Source organism: Aliarcobacter lanthieri, from assembly GCF_013201625.1.
Classification (GTDB): domain Bacteria; phylum Campylobacterota; class Campylobacteria; order Campylobacterales; family Arcobacteraceae; genus Aliarcobacter; species Aliarcobacter lanthieri.
This window is the reverse complement of record NZ_CP053839.1, coordinates 2,016,844-2,034,650: the sequence shown is the minus strand read 5'-3', so window position 1 is coordinate 2,034,650 and position 17,807 is coordinate 2,016,844. Positions and strand designations below refer to the sequence as shown.

The following is a 17,807-nucleotide window of genomic DNA, read 5'->3' as shown; positions in this document are numbered from 1 at the left end:
CTCTATTAAGATAAATTTCTATTTGCTAAAAACTCTATTAAAACTGTAGCATAAGATCCTTTAGGTAAAACGAAATCTAAACTACAAACTTTTGTTTCTTTATTATATTTACAAGTAATGTTTTTTGGAAATACTATAGCTTCTCTTCTATAGCCTTTTTCATATATTTCACTATCATCATATTTTTGTTCAATTTTTAATGATTTATCTCTTGATCTAAAAACATCACGACCAGGTAAAAGACCTGTTGGAGTTATTATTTGTGATTTAAAATCATTTAATATCTTTTCATTTATTATTTTTGAAGTGAAATATTTTTGATCTTCAATAGTGAAGAAAATATCTCCATCTAAAAGCTTAAAAGTATTTTTATCTAATTTTAGTCTTTCTACAAGCCAAGCATTAAAAAATGAACTTTGATATGCAAGAATTAACATTTTTGCTAGTTTCTTATCTTTTATCTTAGATTCTCCAAATAACAATTCTTTAGCTTTTGAAAGGTTTTCTTTTATCTCTTTTCCAAATCTTTGATAACCAAAATAATTAGGCATTCCATCTTTTGATATAATTTTTAAAATTTTTTCTATATGGAAAAGTTCTTGTATTTCAACTTCATGTAAATTTATCTTAAACCGATTTGCTTTTAAATCACCAATATTTAGTTTTTTATTATGTAAGCAACTATCTAAAATTTCTATTTTTTTTGATTTGAAGTTATTTATATCTTTTGAGTATTTTTTAGGAATAGTTATATATTGAGTTGTTGTAGCTCTTTTATCTTTTAGTCCAGCATAACCTATTTCGTTAGAATATATACCTAAGAATTTTGAGAATCTATCTATTAATTCCCAAGTATCACAATTTCTTTTTTTTACTTTTAAAACTAAAAAATTACCATTATTAGAGAATTTTATAGGATCTTCCTCAACTATAAAATCCTCTTCATTTTGTAAAAATTTAAAATTTAGAGTTTTATCATTTAGTGGATAAAATCTTCTTATCAATGAGAAGCTCTTTTTAATTGCTCTTGCTCATAAACTGTTCTACATTCAGTACAATATCTTGCAAAAGGTTTCGCTTTTAATCTTCCAATAGGTATATTGATTCCACACATATCACAGATTCCATATGTTCCAGCATTTATTTTCTTTAAAGCTGTCTCTATTTGATTTAATTCATCTAATTGATGATTAGCAATCATCCCTTCTGTAAATGAGTCACTTACAAAATCTGCATAATCAAGTTCATCACTTATATCTTGATCTTTTAATTGATCAATATTTTCTCTACTATTTCTAACATTGTTTAGAATAGTCTCTTTTCTAGTTAATAAAGTTGATTTTAATTCATCTATTTGAGTCTTATTGGCCATAATCTCTCCTTATGTAAAATCGAGATTATATCTATTTTTATTAGTTAGTTAACTTAAAGTTTTATTTTGGTAGGAAATATTTTATGTAAACCCGTATATAACGGATTTACATATAAAAAGTTAATTTTTTTCGTGGTTATGTACTTCTTCTTTAGCATCTTCAATTGCTTCTTTTGTATCTTCAATTTTTTCAGAAGCTGCATCTTTTAATTCTTCAGTTTTTTCTTCTACATTTTTTGCTGATTCATCTACTACTTCTTTTGTAGCTTCAACTGCTTCATTTGTATTGTTTTTTACTTCTTCAGTAGTTGCTTTTACATCTTCTACTGTTTTTGTTACTTCTGATTTAGGAGCTTCAGCTTGAGCCTCAGGTTTTTTATCTTCGTTACAACCTGTAAATAATGCTAATGCTACTGTTGTTGCTAATAATACTTTTTTCATTTTAATCCTTTTGTTAAATAAATTTCGGAATATTATCAAATTAACTGTGGAATAATTGTGTATAAAATTTATTTTTAATAAAAAAAGAATTATATAGATTTGGAGGAGCTAGTCGGACTCGAACCAACGCATGTCGGATTTGCAATCCGAGGCATTACCAGCTTTGCTATAGCTCCATTTAAGAATAAATATATCATGATTTTTGTGATAGATTTTGAAAACAACAGAGAGTGAGGGATTCGAACCCTCGGAGGCTTGCACCTCGCCGGTTTTCAAAACCGGTACATTCGACCAACTCTGTCAACTCTCTATAAATAAAAATGGTGCGAATGGTGAGAATCGAACTCACACTCCGAAACCGGAACGGGATTTTAAGTCCCGCGCGTCTACCTATTCCGCCACACTCGCACAAAATTTTAGAACTCAATTTTAAGCTTCTACTTAAAATGGACTGGAATTATAATAGGTTTTTTTTTATTTGTCAAGAGGTTTTTGAAAAATTTTTATAATTTGTAAAAAAATATAATATTTAATGAAATTTGAAAAGTAATATTTGTATAATCAAAGTATATTTTTTTAGATTTTTATAAGGATAAATATGAGAAGTGATGAGATAAAGAAAGGCTTTGATAGAACACCACATAGGTCTCTATTAAGAGCAACTGGATTAAAAGATGAAGATTTTAATAAACCATTCATTGGAGTAGCAAACTCATTTATTGAGTTGATACCAGGACACTTTTTTTTAGATGAAGTTTCAGCAATTATAAAAGATGAAATTAGAAAAAATGGTTGTGTTCCTTTTGAGTTTAATACTATTGGTGTTGATGATGGTATTGCTATGGGACATGATGGGATGCTTTTTTCTCTTCCAAGTAGAGAACTAATAGCAAACTCTATTGAAACAGTTATGAATGCACATAAACTAGATGCTATGATTGCTATTCCAAACTGTGATAAAATAGTTCCAGGTATGATAATGGGTGCATTAAGAGTAAATGTACCAACTGTTTTTGTAAGTGGTGGAGCAATGCAAAAAGGTTATACAAAAGAAGGAACTCCTATTGATTTAGCAACTGCGTTTGAAGCTGTTGGAAAGTTTGAAGCTGGAGATATTAGTGAAGAAGAGTTAAAGGATATCGAGTGTAATGCCTGTCCTAGTGGTGGTTCATGTTCTGGAATGTTTACTGCAAACTCTATGAATACTCTTATGGAAGCAATGGGAATTGCTTTACCTGGAAATGGAACAATATTAGCTTTAACAAAAGAAAGAGAAGAACTATATAGAAAAGCAGCAAAAAGAATTTGTGAAATTGCACTTGACAAAGCTTCTCTTGAAAAATTCAAAGTTAGAAATATTTTAAATGAAAAAGCTGTTAGAAATGCTTTTGCAGTTGATATGGCAATGGGAGGAAGTTCAAATACTGTTTTACATATGCTTGCTATTGCAAAAGAAGCTGGAGTTAATTTTGAATTAAAAGATATAAATGCTATTTCAAAAAGAGTTTCACATATTGCAAAAATATCTCCATCTCTAACAACAGTTCATATGGAAGATATAAATAAAGCTGGTGGTGTAAGTGCTGTTATGAAAGAGATGACAAAAAGAGGAGATGATATCCTTTTAGATAATCTTACAGTTACAGGTGAAACATTATTAGAAAGAATAAAAGATGCTTATATAAAAGATACAAATATTATTCATACTATTGATAATCCTTATTCTGAAGTTGGTGGTTTAGCTATTTTATATGGAAATTTAGCACAGCAAGGAGCAGTTATAAAAACTGCTGGTATTACTGGTGCTAGAGCATTAACAGGAAAAGCTGTTTGTTTTGATGGACAAGCAGAAGCTATAAAAGGTATAGTTGGAGGAAAAGTAAAAGCTGGTGATGTTGTAGTAATAAGATACGAAGGACCAAAAGGAGGTCCTGGAATGCAAGAGATGTTAGCACCAACGTCACTAATTATGGGTATGGGATTAGGAGATAAAGTTGCCTTAATTACTGATGGAAGATTTAGTGGAGCAACAAGAGGAGCAAGTATTGGACATGTTAGTCCTGAAGCTGCTGAAGGTGGGATGATAGGTTTACTTAAAGATGGAGATGAAATACATATAGATGTTGACCAATATATTTTGTCTGTAAATTTAACTGATGAAGAAATTGCAAAAAGAAAAGCAGATTTTAAACCTATAAAAAAACCTATTACATCTTCTTGGCTTGGACAATATAGAAGTTTGGTAACAAATGCAAGTAGTGGAGCTGTTTTAAAAACAGATTTATATTAAAATAGAATTCCCTTTAATTTAAGGGATTTCTAAATTTAAGCAAATATTAACTTTGTATTAACCTTATATTGGAAAATAGTTTACATAAAATAGATATTGTTTTAAAATAATATAAACTCATAAATAAGGATAAAAAGTGTATAAAAAAATTTTATTGATTTTTACTTTAACTGTAACAACTATGGTTGCTAAAAGTATTGATTTTGAGGAAATGGATAAAAACCCAGATAGGATAACTCCAAACTCTATGCATCAAGTTTTATCTTTTAACAATAGTCTTAAATCCTCAATTAACTCTATTGTAAATATTTCTGCAAAACGAAATGTCAATACAAATATGAATAATCTTCCATTACAAATGTTCGATGATCCATTTTTCAAAAGGTTTTTTGGAGAAGATTTTTCAAATCAATTTAAACAAAGTAGAGTTCAAAGATCTTTAGGCTCAGGTGTTATTGTAACAAAAGATGGTTATATAGTTACTAATAACCATGTTGTTGAAAATGCTGAAGAGATAACGGTAACTATAGGAGAGGATCCAACAGAATATAGTGCAAAACTTATTGGAAAAGATGGTGATAGTGATATTGCTGTTATAAAAATAGAATCAGATAAAACTTTAAATCCTATAAAATTAGGAGATTCAAATTCTCTTTTAATTGGAGACTTAACTTTTGCAATAGGAAATCCATTTGGAGTTGGAAATACTGTAACTATGGGTATAATTTCTGCTCTTAATAAAAATAAAGTTGGTATAAATAAATATGAAAACTATATACAAACTGATGCTTCTATAAATCCTGGAAATAGTGGTGGTGCATTAGTAGATAGCCGAGGAGCATTGATAGGAATAAATACTGCAATTTTGTCTAAAAGTGGAGGTAATGATGGAATTGGATTTGCCATTCCAGTTGAAATGGTAAAAGATGTAGTAAGTAAACTTGTAAGTGATGGTAAAGTTGTAAGAGGTTATTTAGGTGTTGTAATAGCTGATTTAGGTAAAGACTCAAAACAAGTTTATAAAAGAAAAGACGGTGCTATAATTTTAGATATTTCAAATGATACACCAGCATTTAAATATGGTTTAAAAAGAGGAGACTTAGTATATAAAATAAATGGTAAAGATGTAAAAGATAGAACATCATTACAAAATGCAATTGCCTCTTTTAAACCAAATGATAAAATAAAAGTAGAGTTAGAAAGAGATAAAAAAGATATGACTTTAGATATAGTTTTAGGAGATAGATCTTCTATTTTAGGAGCTGAAGCTGATAATAAAACTATTTTAGGTGGATTAAAAGTAAGTATTATAACTAATGAGGTTATAAATCAATATAGATTGCCTTTAGATGTTGCTGGTATTTTGATAACTTCTGTTGACCCAAAATCAAAAGCTGAAAAATCTGGTTTCCAAGCAGGAGATGTTATTATTCAAATAGAAGATATTGAAGTTAAAAACTTTACAGATATAGAAACAGCTTTAAAAAGATATAATAATGAACATAAAAGAGTATATGTCAATAGATATGGACAAACTATAATGTTTGTAATTCAATAAAAAGGATATACCATTATTAAGATACTTATGATTGAAGATGATTTAGAATTAGCACAAATCATCGCGGATTATTTAAAGTCATTTGATATAGAAGTTACTACAACAGATAGTCCTTATAATGGACTATCAATGTTGAACCTAAGTAAAGATTATCAATTAATTATTCTAGATTTAACTTTACCTGAAATTGATGGTTTAGAACTAATTCCAAAAATTAGAGAAAAATCTCAAATACCAATTATTATTAGTTCAGCAAGAGATGATATTTTAGATAAAGTTATGGGGTTAGAACGTGGGGCTGATGATTATTTACCAAAACCATATAACCCAAGAGAACTTCAAGCAAGAATTAAAACTATACTAAAAAGAGTAGATAATCAATATGACTCTAAAAAAGATCAAGAAGATACAATTTTTGAAATTAGAGAAAGTGATTTACAAATAATTTTTAAAGGTGTTTCTTTAGTATTGACTTTAGCTGAGTATGACATTTTAAAACTACTGATTCAAAGAAATCATGGTGTTGTATCAAGAGAAGACTTTATTTATACAAGTGACAATATTGAAGATGATTCATCTTTAAAAAATATTGATGTTATTATTTCAAGAATTAGAACAAAACTATCAAAAATTGATAATAGCAGACAATATATAAAATCAGTTAGAGGTATTGGTTATCAACTAATATGATAAAAAATATCTCTATATCTACTTTTGTAAATATTATTTTCTTCTTTGCTTTTATGGGGATTTTCCTAACATTTGCAACTTTTATTAGTTATGATAAGCAAAGACATGAACTTAATATACAAAATAGATATGAGCTCATAGCAGAAAATTTTTTAATACTTTTTCAAGATCATCCCACTTCTACAAGATTAACTGAACTTTATAAAAAATTTAGTGTAAAACCTATTGAAGATAGAAATAGAAAACTTGAAATTATAAAATATGCTCAAGAACTTACAATAAATCAAAATTATTTAGGAACTTATAGGGTTTATAAATATAATGAAGCATATTATATCTATGTACAACAATATGGTTATAATATTATGCTAAGAGATATAAAATCACACAATTATAATGTTGCATTTATTGTAGCTGGATTTGTGATTGCGTTAACAACTTTCTTACTTCTATATGAAATTTTAAATCGTAAATTGAGACCTTTAAAAACTTTAAACAGACAAATTATAGAGTTTTCAAATGGAAATAAAGATGTAAAATTAAACTATAAGAGTCGTGATGAGGTAGGAACTATTGCGAAAAATTTTAATGAAGCTATAAATATTATAAATAATCAATCTAAATCAAAAGATTTATTTATGAGAAATATGATGCATGAGTTAAAAACACCTATTACAAAAGCTATGTTTATTGCTGAAACTTTAGAAGATGAAAAAGCAAGAAACAATTTACAAAGAGCTTTTAAAAGAATGGATGATATTATTAAAGAGTTAGCTACTGTTGAAAAATTAACTTCAAAAAATACTATGATTTATAGAGAAGGAGTAAATTTTTTAACTATTTTTGATAAAACTATTGATTTGATGCTTATATCTCCACAAAGTATAGAAACTCAAATTGAAGATTTTAATTTTGAAGTAGATATTTATATGATGTCAATAGCATTAAAAAATTTAATAGATAATGCTATAAAATTTGGTGAAGACAAAAAAGCAAGTGTAGAAGCAAATAAAGATTTTATAAAAATAGGTTCTATAGGAGAACCTCTTAAGAATAAGTTATCTTTTTATACAGATGCTTTTTATCAAGAAGAAAAAAGAAGTAATGGTTTTGGTTTAGGTCTTTATATAGTAAAAACTATTGCAAATTTACATAAATTTACTTTATCTTATGAACATAAAGATGGTAAAAACTATTTTATAATTAATCTATAAAACTCTTTGAGTATTTAATCTTGGTAATTTTCCATGAGTATATATAAAATTGTTAATAAACTTCCTTTCAAATTCTCTATATTCTAAAATTCTAATAAATCTAAAATATAAGTCATTTCCATTTCTAATAAAATCTTGTATCTCTTTTGTATGAGCATATTGTGTAGTATATGCTCTAAGGCGTTTTTTTATATTTTTCGAAGATCCTATATATAAAACTTTATTTTTTAAAAATGGATAAAATTCAATTTTATTAGAAGACAGTTCATAAACTCCTTTTATATTATCTGGAAGTAAGGATATATTTTTTTTATTTAATAGTTTTTTATTTGAAAAAAAATTTGTATCAGGTAAAACTGAATCACATTTATCTATTTTCCTAACTCTTGCTATCAAATATTTATTTCTGATATCACATATAACTCTTCTTGACAATTTAATATTGTATTTTTTGTATATTAATTTTGAGATTTGTTCATCACTTTTTAAAATATTTATATGAGTATTTATAATATCTTTTATATATATTGAGTATATAAACCTTTCTTTAGGTACCAAATAATCTAATTTATGTATATATGTATTAAATAAAAAATAAGTATTATTTAGTATTTTTGATAATAGTGAAGTATCTAAGTACTTATCATAAATCTTTATATACTTATTTATAAAATCAGCTCTTTTAATAATTGACATATTTAAAAAATGGTTTGTATTTAAAAAGTTTTTTTGTAAAGACAATAAAAGTTTTACTACATTAAATCTTGTTTCGTTGATAATATTTATATTTAAAAGTTTTAAGTGATTACTATTTTCTAATTCTTCTATATATTCAAATCTTAATAAAAGTAATTTATAAAAATAATATTTTGTATTCTCGTATTTAAAGTAAATATTATAAGATATACTTTTAAAATAATCTTTTGATAAATACTTAATGACTATTTTTCTTTCTTTACAAGCTTTTTTAAACCATTGTGTATTTAAAATTTGCTCTTTTATGTATTGTATGTATTTATCGAGTGTCATAACATATAGCTTATTCATAATTAAATAAAATGAGATATTCTTCATAAATCGAATTGTAGCAAAATATTAAGATTTACTTATAAATTAATTTGGTCTTATAATTGAAAGATAAGATAAGATAAGATTTTTATCTTTCTTAATAAGGATTAGCAGAATGACGAACAAAAAAAATTTAGAGCTTTACAATATGATTTTGAAGTTGTTAGAGTATGTTGAAAATGAAAATAGTAAATATAACTACGATTTTGATGATATATCAAAAAAGTTTTTCTTAAAAGATGTCATAGCACAGCTTCATGAAATGAGAAGAGTTGTAGAACAACTAAAGTGAAAATCTAACATAAAAAAAGGGGCAGAGAATGTTAAATAAAATTAGTACAAAATCGAAGTTAATCTTATTTCCTATGATATTTCTTTTAATTATTATAGGTTCAGGATTCATGTATAATTACTATAGTAACGTAGCAAATATGAGAAGTAATGCTGCATTTGTTACTGAAAAATTGATACAAAGTATCTTAGAAACAAGATTGGTTGTGGCAGCATTTTTAAGAGATGCCAATGAAGATAGCAAACAAAAAGCTGTTACTGCTATGAAAGATTTAGAAAATAAAATCGTTGAAGTTAAAAAGTTATTTACACTTAAAAAGAATCAAGATTTAAGTGATGAAGCCCTTGCTTTGATCGATGCTTATTTAAAATCTTTTGAAAACTTAGCAAATGAAAAGATAGAAAATCTAAAAACAAATACCCAAGATAGTAAAGAAATGCTACAAACTATCACAAAAATGGCAAGTACAGGTGTAGAAGCAGCAAAAAAAATAGATGAGATTAATCATAGTGCGTTAGAATTAAGAGATGAAGCGTATTCTTCTTTGAATATTGGACTTATTGAAATAGCTGTTGTTTCTATCTTGGTATTTATAAGTTTTTCTATTCTTATTTCAAACTCGATAGTAAATTCTATAAATCAATTTAAAAATGGTCTTCTTGGATTTTTTGGATACTTAAATTTAGAACAAAAAGACGTTATGTTACTAAATGATACTGCAAAAGATGAATTTGGTGAAATGGCAAAAATTGTAAATGCAAATATTACAAAGACAAAAAAAGGTATAGAAGAAGATAGAAGATTAATAGATGAGACGATAGAAGTTTTAGGAGAATTTGAACAAGGAGATTTATGTCAAAGATTAAATCAAAGTGTAAATAATCCAGTATTAATGGAACTAAAATCAGTATTAAATAAAATGGCTGATAATTTAGAACATAATATAGATAATGTATTAAATATACTAGAACAGTATTCAACTTATAGCTATTTGAATAAAATAGATCAAAAAGGTTTAAAAGAGCATTTATTAAAACTAGCAACTGGTGTAAATCATTTAGGTGATTCAATAACACAAATGTTGATAGATAATAAATCAAATGGTTTAACATTAGATAAAAGTTCGAATCTTCTTTTAGCAAATGTTGATAAGTTAAATCTATCTTCAAATGAAGCAGCAGCATCTTTAGAAGAAACAGCAGCAGCATTAGAAGAGATTACTTCAAATATTAGAAATAATACTGAGAGTATTCAGAAAATGGCAAATTTCTCAAAAAATGTTACAAATTCAGCAAATTCAGGTGAAGAACTAGCAAATCAAACAAATCTTTCAATGGATGAGATAAATGCACAAGTAGCAGCTATAAGTGAGGCTATTGGTGTTATTGATAATATAGCATTCCAGACAAATATTTTAAGTTTAAATGCAGCAGTAGAAGCAGCAACAGCAGGAGAAGCAGGAAAAGGATTTGCAGTAGTAGCACAAGAAGTGCGAAATCTAGCATCAAGAAGTGCAGAAGCAGCAAAAGAGATAAAAGATATAGTAGAACTTGCTACAAGAAAAGCAAATGATGGGAAAAGTATTGCAAATAGTATGATAGAAGGGTATAAAGATTTAAATAATAGTATATCTCAAACTATGAATTTAATATCTGATATTCAAAATGCTTCAAATGAACAACTCTTAGGAATAGAACAAATAAATGATGCTGTAAATCAACTAGACCAACAAACACAACAAAATGCTATGGTTGCATCTCAAGCACATGATATAGCAATATTAACAGATGATATTGCAAAACTTATAGTTACAGATGTAGACAATAAAGATTTTATTGGTAAAAATCAAGTAAAAGCAAAAGAGATAGGAAATCAAGTAAAAATTACAAAAGAGTTACAAACAACAAATAATAAAAAATTATCAACTCCTCAATCTTCAAAACCAACAGTTATAAAAGACAATAGTAAAGATGAAGAGTGGGAGAGTTTTTAATATTTTAAAAATCAAATAAATCTCTATAAAGCTAGTAAAAAATAGAATAATTTTTTATTTTAGCTTTATAATAAACTTAAATAAATCTTCAATTTAATATATTATTAGATAAATATTATTAAAAAATAATTCTAATGAGATAATAATTATATGGTGTTATTAGAACAAATGAGTAATTTCTATACTATACAATTTAAGAAAGTAAAAAATTATTTATAAAATTAAATTATGTATAAATATAATCAAGTAAAATGTATATGTTAAAAATCAAATTTGGAGAACACATGGGGAAATTAAATTTTGGTACAAAGTTACTTATAATCTTATTGATAACGGTTATTGTATCACTAGGGCTTATGATTACAATAACAAGTAGCGTAACTTATAATGCAATTGAAGAACAAGCAAAAGTTTATGTTAAAAGTGATGTTGAAAGATGGGGTGAAGAGATAAAATCTAAATTAGATTTATCTATTAGTTCTGTTAATTCTTTAGAGTCAAGAATCAAAGTTGCTATAGAGCATAATGAGATTCTAACAAAAGAGGGAATGGTTGAGTTTCAAAAAGATATGTTAAGACATAATTCACTTTTATATTCAAGTTGGGTAGCTTTTGAAGATGATTCATATTTATTTGCTAAAAATGATGGTACAAGTAAGAGTGATTACTACGCTCCAAATGGAGTTTTTGCACCATATGTAATAAGAGAAAAGAATGGTTTTGATATAAATCATCTATCTAATTATGATAAAAATGCAGAGCATATAAAACCAGCTATTGAAAATAGAAGAGTTTCAGTTACAAAACCTTATAACGATAGCACTAAAGGTATTTTAATGGTATCTGTTTCTCAACCACTTATTATAAATGATAAAATTATTGGTGTAGTTGGAGTTGATTTTGAACTTGCACAAATAGATGAAGAAATTGGTAAATTGACTATTTTAGGTGCAGGATATTTTAACTTAATTGAAAATCACGATATTATCGTAGCTCATAAAGACAAAGCTAGAATTGGTAAAGCTTTTTCCCCTTTAGCAAATGGAGATAAAGATAGATTACAAGCAATAGCAAATCAAAAAGAGGGTAAATCTTATGAATTTTTCTCTGTTGCAAAAGCTACAGGTGAAAACTCTTATTTTGTTACTTATCCATTTGAATTTGGAAATACTGGAGTTTATTGGCTTATAATGGGATCTGTTCCTGAACATGTATATTTAGAAAGTGCTTATGAAAATAGAAATTTTAGTATTATATTTGCAGTTGTTATCATCGTAATTATTGCTTTAATAATAATGTTTAATATGCGAATATTAAGTAAGAACTTAACAACAATAAGTAGCGGATTATTAGGATTTTTTGCATTTTTAAATAAAGAATCAGGAAATACAACAGCAATCAATATAAAATCAACAGATGAATTTGGAACAATGGCAAAAGTCATCAATGAAAATATAGTAAAAACACAAGAATTAATAAAACAAGATGAAATATTGATAAATGATGTAAAAAGAGTAGTAGATGAAGTAAAAGCAGGGTACCTAAATAAAAGGATAGAGAAAACAACAGTAAATACAGGACTAGAAGAATTAAAGAATAACTTTAATGAGATGCTAGAGAATAGTATGAATAATATTTGTACAGATGTAAATAAAGTAGTAGAAGTATTAGATAAATTTAGTAAACTAGACTTTAGAGTAAAAATAGAGAATGATAATGGAAAAGTAGCTAAAGGAATAAATAACCTAGCAACAATTATAAATGATATGCTAAAAGAGAATAAAGCTAATGGATTGACTTTAGAACAAAGCTCAAAATTGCTACTAGAGAATGTAGATAAATTAAATTTATCTTCAAATGAAGCAGCAGCATCTCTAGAAGAAACAGCAGCAGCCTTAGAAGAGATTACTTCAAATATTAGGAATAATACAGAGAGTATCGCAAAGATGTCAAAAATCTCATCAAATGTAACTTCTAGCGCAAAAGATGGAGAAGTACTAGCAAATAAAACAACAGTTGCAATGGATGAAATAAATGTACAAGTAAATCTAGTAAATGAAGCAATAAGTGTAATAGATAATATAGCATTCCAAACAAATATCCTAAGCTTAAATGCAGCAGTAGAAGCAGCAACAGCAGGAGAAGCAGGAAAAGGGTTCGCTGTAGTTGCACAAGAAGTGCGAAATTTGGCATCTCGTTCAGCAGAAGCAGCAAAAGAGATAAAAGATATAGTAGAGAAAGCAACAGTAAAAGCAAATGAAGGTAAAAATATAGCAACAACAATGATAGATGGATATAAAGAATTGAATGAGAGTATTTCTCAAACAATAAACCTAATATCAGATATAGAGATGTCAAGTAAAGAGCAACTTTCTGGAATAGAACAAATAAATGATGCAGTAAATGAACTAGATAGACAAACACAACAAAATGCGATGGTAGCAAGTCAAACAAATGAGATAGCATTGAACGCAGATGAGATAGCAAAACTAATAGTAGAAGATGCAAACGCAAAAGAGTTTAATGGTAAGAATGAAGTAAAAGCTAAAACATTGTATAACTCAGTGAAAAAAGAAGAGATAGAGATAGTAAAAAGAAAAGTAGAGATAAACTCAAAACCAAAACAAATAGAAAAAACTTCACAACCAACTATCATAAAAAGTAGTACAAAAGATGATGATGAGTGGGAAAGCTTTTAAGCTCCCACTTTCTATGATTATTTTTTAAATAGAAATCTTATTTAAAGATAATTTTAAGTATTTATTTAATAATATAACTCAAAATTACTATATAAAAAAGACATGTTAGAACACTATAAAGAAATATTAAATTATGTTTCAAAACTAATTGGTGATAAAGAAAGAGCCAAAGATGTTACTCAAGAAACATATCTACGAGCTATTACTGTTGAACAAGATAAAGAGGTGAATCGCTCTTTCTTATATAAAATTGCAAAAAATATTGTAATTGATTATGCAAGAAAAAATAAACAAAAACTTCAAATAGAATTTCAAGAAGAAATCTTTGTAAGTCCAAAATATGAGCAACCTGATGAAGTTACAATATCAGACAATCAATATAAAAATCTTTTAAAAATCGTAGATACTTTGCCAAAAAGGAGTAAAGAAGCTTTTCTTTTACACTCAATAGATGGATATACAAGAAAAGAGATAGCTGAAATTATGGGAATTACTCAAAATGCTGTTGAAAAACATATCAATAGAGCTATAAAAAAATTACAAGAACATTTAATAATAGATCAGGAATAAATTTGAAAGAACAAATAAAAGATGAAGCTATACATTGGGCAACTTTAAGAAAAGAAGGTTTCTCTCAAAGTCAAGAAAAAGAGTTTGAATTATGGCTAGAAAAAAGTGATTTACATAAAAAAGCTTTCAATGAAGCAAATGTTATTTATAGTATCTTTAATAGTATTCCAAAAGAGCAATCTGAATTTTTAAGTAAACAAGCACATAAAAGTATCAGAAAAATGAAATTTATAGATAGAACTGTAAAACCTCTTATAGGTTTTGCTGCTATTTTAGCCTGTTTATTTATAGGGTATAAGTTTTTTATACCAAACTATACTCAAAGTTATCATACAGCTTTTAATACAGTAAAAAATGATTTGCTTCCAGACGGTACAAAAATATCAGTAGATACAAATACAAAACTAAGTGTAAGTTATTTTAATAATAGAAGAAAAGTCCTTTTAGAAAATGGACAAGCTTTTTTTGAAGTTGCAAAAGATGAAAATAAACCATTTATAATTGACTCTGGAAAAACTAAGATAGAAGTAGTAGGTACAAAATTTGAAGTTAGAAACTTGGATAACATAACAACTGTAAATGTAAAAGAAGGTGCAGTAAAAGTAAGTTTTGATACAAGCACTATACGACCAAATAAAGAGATATCTATTCTAAAACAAGGGGATAAAGTAATCATAAGTGATATAGGTGTTCTACAATATATAGGTAAAACACCTCTTGAAGAGATTGCTCCTTGGGAACATGATGAGATAATATTTAGTAAAACTACTCTAAAAGAAGCATTTAAAAGCTTTTCAAGATATCAAAACCTAGAAATAGATTTTAAAAATAAGAAATTTGAAGATAAACTTTTTAGTGGAAAATTCAATACTTTAGAAGTTGATAGATTTATTTTTGCTATTCAAAAAATCTATCCTATAAAAGTTATAAAGAATGGAAATAAAGTAGAAATAAATTAATTTTTATATATAAATATTCTCTATTTTATATCTATAATTTATAAAATCTCAACGAATTTCAAAATTTGTAAAAAAATGTGTCCGATTTTTGATTCCTATTTCGTTTTAATGTACTAAGAATTATTCTTATAATTAAACAAAAGGATGGAAAATGGAACAGTTAAAAGCAAAGTTTATAACTTCTGCTAGTGCAATCTTACTTTGTAGTGCTTTATTGGGACAAGAAGCTTATACTATAAAGAATATGAGTTTAAAGCAAGCCTTAGAAAAAATCTCTAAAGAATCTAAGCTATCATTTATTGTTGATGAAAGTCTAATTGATGGTAAAAAAGCAACAAATATTGAAAATGTACAAGATTTAAAAGAAGCTCTTACTAAAGTCTTAGAAGGTTCTGGACTTAATGCGACTATTGAAAATAACACTATTATTATCAAAGAGATACCTTCATATAAAATAATAAATGGAACATATATACTTGATGATGTTTCAGTAAAAAGTGCTTTAGGAAGTACAACAGAGGGGAGTAATTCATATACAACTGGAAGTATGAGAACTGCTACAAAACTTGATTTATCTATAAGAGAAACTCCACAATCAGTATCCGTAATAACACAACAAATTATTGAAGATAAAAAAATAGATGATTTTGATACTTTAATGAAAAATGTAACTGGTGTAGGAAGTGATAAAGGTCTTTTTGATAATAGAGCTTCTTATTCATTAAGAGGTTTTAATTTAGATTACTATCAAATGGATGGTATTCCAATGATAATTTATGGTTATTCAATAAGTAACTACAATTTAGATAAGTTTGATAGAGTTGAAATAGTAAAAGGTTCAAATGGACTCAAATCAGGAGCTGGAAATCCAGGTGGTGCTATAAATATGGTACGAAAACATGCAAATAGTAAAGTATTCACTGGAAGTATAGATGCAAGTGCAGGTTCATGGGATACATATAAAATCAAAACAGATATATCTACACCATTAAATAGTGATGGAAGTGTAAGAGCAAGATTAGTAGCAAGTCATAAAGAAACAGATACTTTTAAAGATAGAGTACATAATGAAAATGATTTAGTTTATGCAGTAGTTGATGCTGATATTACAGATACTACTACAATTTCAGCAGGTGCTAGTTATGAAAAAGAAAAGTTAGATGGTGATTCAAATAATTTACCAGCTTTTTATAGAGATGGAACAAAAACAAACTTTGATAGGTCAAAAAACTACTCACCTGATTGGTCATATTGGGATACGGAGAGAAAATCATATTTTTTAGATGTTAAACAATATTTACCAAATGATATATTATTAAATGTAATTTATACACATAATGATATAAAAACAGACAATAACTATGGATATTTAGATTTTGACCCAGGACTTAATAAAGATGGTTCAGGATTAGAATATAGAGAGTTTGGAAATTGGTTACAAAATATAAAAGAGGATAATTTAGATATTTATAGTTCTATTCCTTTAAAGATTTTTAATAGAGAGCATGAAATCATTGCAGGATTCCAATACAATAAACAAAAAACAGATTATAGTCGTGCAACTCTATCTAAATATACTAAAATAAGTAATTTTTTTACTCAAAATGGAAGTGAAATGCCTTTCATAGGAACTCCTAATCCTAAACCAAAATATGAAGATACTGATACACAACAAACAGCATTTTATCTTACTGGTAAATTTGAGATAGTTGATGATTTAAAACTTATTCTTGGTGGAAGATTAACAAATTGGGAATATGAAATGTATACTTATAGTAATAATAAAACAACAAAATATGATGTAAAGAATGAATTTACACCTTTTGTAGGTTTAGTTTATGATATAGATGAAAATCACTCTGCATATGCTAGTTATACAGATATTTTTAAACCACAAAATTTTAAAGATGAAAATGACAATCTTTTAGACCCAGTTGTAGGTAAAAACTATGAAGTTGGAGTAAAAGGAGAGTATTTTGATAAAAGATTAAATGCTGGAATAACATTATTTAGAATAGAACAAGACAATGTTGCTGAATATACTGGAAATAAAAATCCTACTACTGGAACTAGTATTTATAAAACAAAAGATGGTGTAACTTCAAAAGGAGTTGAACTTGAAATCTCTGGAAAACTTACTGATAATTGGGATTTAAGTTTAGGATTTACAAACTTCGAAGCAAAAGATGCGAAAAAAGAAAAAGTAAATACAAGTGCACCAAGAAATAATATAAATATTTTTACAAAATATAGTATGAATGACTTTAGTGTAGGTGCTGGAGTAAACTGGAAAAGTAAAGGATTTATGAAATCTGGGACAAAAGAAGTTACTCAAGATGCTTATGCAACTGTTGATTTGATGGCATCTTATAACTTTAGTAAAAATTTATCTGGACAGTTAAATATAAATAATTTATTTGATAAAACATATTATGCTGGATACTCAAGTGATGCATATGCTTATGGTGAACCTGTTAATGCTCTGGTTAGTTTAAAGTATAAATTCTAAAAAGTATAAAGAGAGTTCTTACTCTCTTTGTACTTTTAGGCATGAGTTTCAAGGTAGTTTTATTTCGCTAGTTTTGATTAAAAATTTGATAGTAAATAGATTTTCTCCTTTTCCTTTACTTTGAAACTCATACTTAAAGGTATTTAGATATA

The 17,807-nt window shown here is 26.8% G+C and carries 14 protein-coding genes and 3 tRNA genes; 10 read left to right on the top strand and 7 right to left on the bottom strand.

Features of this window, described 5'->3' with window-relative positions; genetic code table 11:
* Positions 1-5: 5 nt before the first annotated feature.
* From ALANTH_RS10250 to ALANTH_RS10225, 6 genes are all read right to left on the bottom strand, one after another.
* Positions 6-1,004 carry a tRNA pseudouridine(13) synthase TruD gene (locus ALANTH_RS10250; protein WP_026808399.1) on the bottom strand — a complete coding sequence of 333 codons (999 nt, stop codon included), beginning with the start codon at positions 1,002-1,004 and terminating at the stop codon, positions 6-8.
* Positions 1,001-1,372: an RNA polymerase-binding protein DksA gene (dksA, locus tag ALANTH_RS10245; protein ID WP_026804113.1), complete on the bottom strand. Its 372-nt coding sequence runs from the start codon at positions 1,370-1,372 to the stop codon at positions 1,001-1,003. Before dksA ends, ALANTH_RS10250 begins: the two co-directional genes overlap by 4 nt.
* A 120-nt stretch (positions 1,373-1,492) precedes the next feature.
* Complete coding sequence (locus ALANTH_RS10240) at positions 1,493-1,813, bottom strand: YtxH domain-containing protein (protein ID WP_051488721.1); 321 nt, start codon at positions 1,811-1,813, stop codon at positions 1,493-1,495.
* Between the two features lie 100 nt (positions 1,814-1,913).
* Positions 1,914-1,989, bottom strand: a tRNA-Cys gene (locus tag ALANTH_RS10235).
* A gap of 48 nt (positions 1,990-2,037) precedes the next feature.
* Positions 2,038-2,123 (bottom strand) — tRNA-Ser (locus ALANTH_RS10230).
* An 11-nt stretch (positions 2,124-2,134) separates the two neighbouring features.
* Positions 2,135-2,221: transfer RNA gene (locus ALANTH_RS10225), tRNA-Leu, on the bottom strand.
* A 190-nt stretch (positions 2,222-2,411) separates the two neighbouring features.
* On the opposite strand from ALANTH_RS10225, the gene ilvD reads away from it, so the two are divergent.
* The 4 genes from ilvD to ALANTH_RS10205 all read left to right on the top strand — a co-directional run bounded on the left by ilvD (position 2,412) and on the right by ALANTH_RS10205 (position 7,565).
* Positions 2,412-4,103 (top strand): dihydroxy-acid dehydratase, encoded by a 1,692-nt coding sequence (gene ilvD / locus ALANTH_RS10220; RefSeq protein ID WP_026808400.1) that lies wholly within the window; start codon positions 2,412-2,414, stop codon positions 4,101-4,103.
* Positions 4,104-4,239: 136 nt separating this feature from the next.
* Complete coding sequence (locus ALANTH_RS10215; RefSeq protein ID WP_026808401.1) at positions 4,240-5,661, top strand: Do family serine endopeptidase; 1,422 nt, start codon at positions 4,240-4,242, stop codon at positions 5,659-5,661.
* Between the two features lie 12 nt (positions 5,662-5,673).
* Positions 5,674-6,351: a response regulator transcription factor gene (locus ALANTH_RS10210; protein ID WP_228131125.1), complete on the top strand. Its 678-nt coding sequence runs from the start codon at positions 5,674-5,676 to the stop codon at positions 6,349-6,351.
* Positions 6,348-7,565 (top strand): ArsS family sensor histidine kinase, encoded by a 1,218-nt coding sequence (locus ALANTH_RS10205; RefSeq protein ID WP_026804090.1) that lies wholly within the window; start codon positions 6,348-6,350, stop codon positions 7,563-7,565. Before ALANTH_RS10210 ends, ALANTH_RS10205 begins: the two co-directional genes overlap by 4 nt.
* On the opposite strand, the gene ALANTH_RS10200 is transcribed toward ALANTH_RS10205, so the two are convergent.
* On the bottom strand, positions 7,560-8,612 hold the full coding sequence (locus ALANTH_RS10200) for a GIY-YIG nuclease family protein (protein ID WP_172658515.1): 1,053 nt from the start codon (positions 8,610-8,612) through the stop codon (positions 7,560-7,562). The genes ALANTH_RS10205 and ALANTH_RS10200 overlap by 6 nt on opposite strands.
* A 136-nt stretch (positions 8,613-8,748) precedes the next feature.
* Here ALANTH_RS10200 and ALANTH_RS10195 point away from each other — a divergent pair, with 136 nt between their 5' ends.
* From ALANTH_RS10195 to ALANTH_RS10170, 6 genes are all read left to right on the top strand, one after another.
* On the top strand, positions 8,749-8,925 hold the full coding sequence (locus ALANTH_RS10195) for a hypothetical protein (protein ID WP_155522213.1): 177 nt from the start codon (positions 8,749-8,751) through the stop codon (positions 8,923-8,925).
* A gap of 28 nt (positions 8,926-8,953) precedes the next feature.
* Complete coding sequence (locus tag ALANTH_RS10190; RefSeq protein WP_026808402.1) at positions 8,954-10,918, top strand: methyl-accepting chemotaxis protein; 1,965 nt, start codon at positions 8,954-8,956, stop codon at positions 10,916-10,918.
* Between the two features lie 257 nt (positions 10,919-11,175).
* Complete coding sequence (locus ALANTH_RS10185; protein ID WP_228133681.1) at positions 11,176-13,617, top strand: methyl-accepting chemotaxis protein; 2,442 nt, start codon at positions 11,176-11,178, stop codon at positions 13,615-13,617.
* A 102-nt stretch (positions 13,618-13,719) separates the two neighbouring features.
* Entirely contained in the window at positions 13,720-14,187 is a 468-nt protein-coding gene (locus tag ALANTH_RS10180; RefSeq protein WP_026803989.1) for an RNA polymerase sigma factor, read from the top strand.
* A 2-nt stretch (positions 14,188-14,189) separates the two neighbouring features.
* Positions 14,190-15,146, top strand: coding sequence for a FecR family protein (locus ALANTH_RS10175; RefSeq protein WP_026808255.1), 957 nt, complete (start codon positions 14,190-14,192; stop codon positions 15,144-15,146).
* Between the two features lie 151 nt (positions 15,147-15,297).
* Complete coding sequence (locus ALANTH_RS10170) at positions 15,298-17,655, top strand: TonB-dependent siderophore receptor (protein WP_026808256.1); 2,358 nt, start codon at positions 15,298-15,300, stop codon at positions 17,653-17,655.
* Positions 17,656-17,807: the final 152 nt, after the last annotated feature.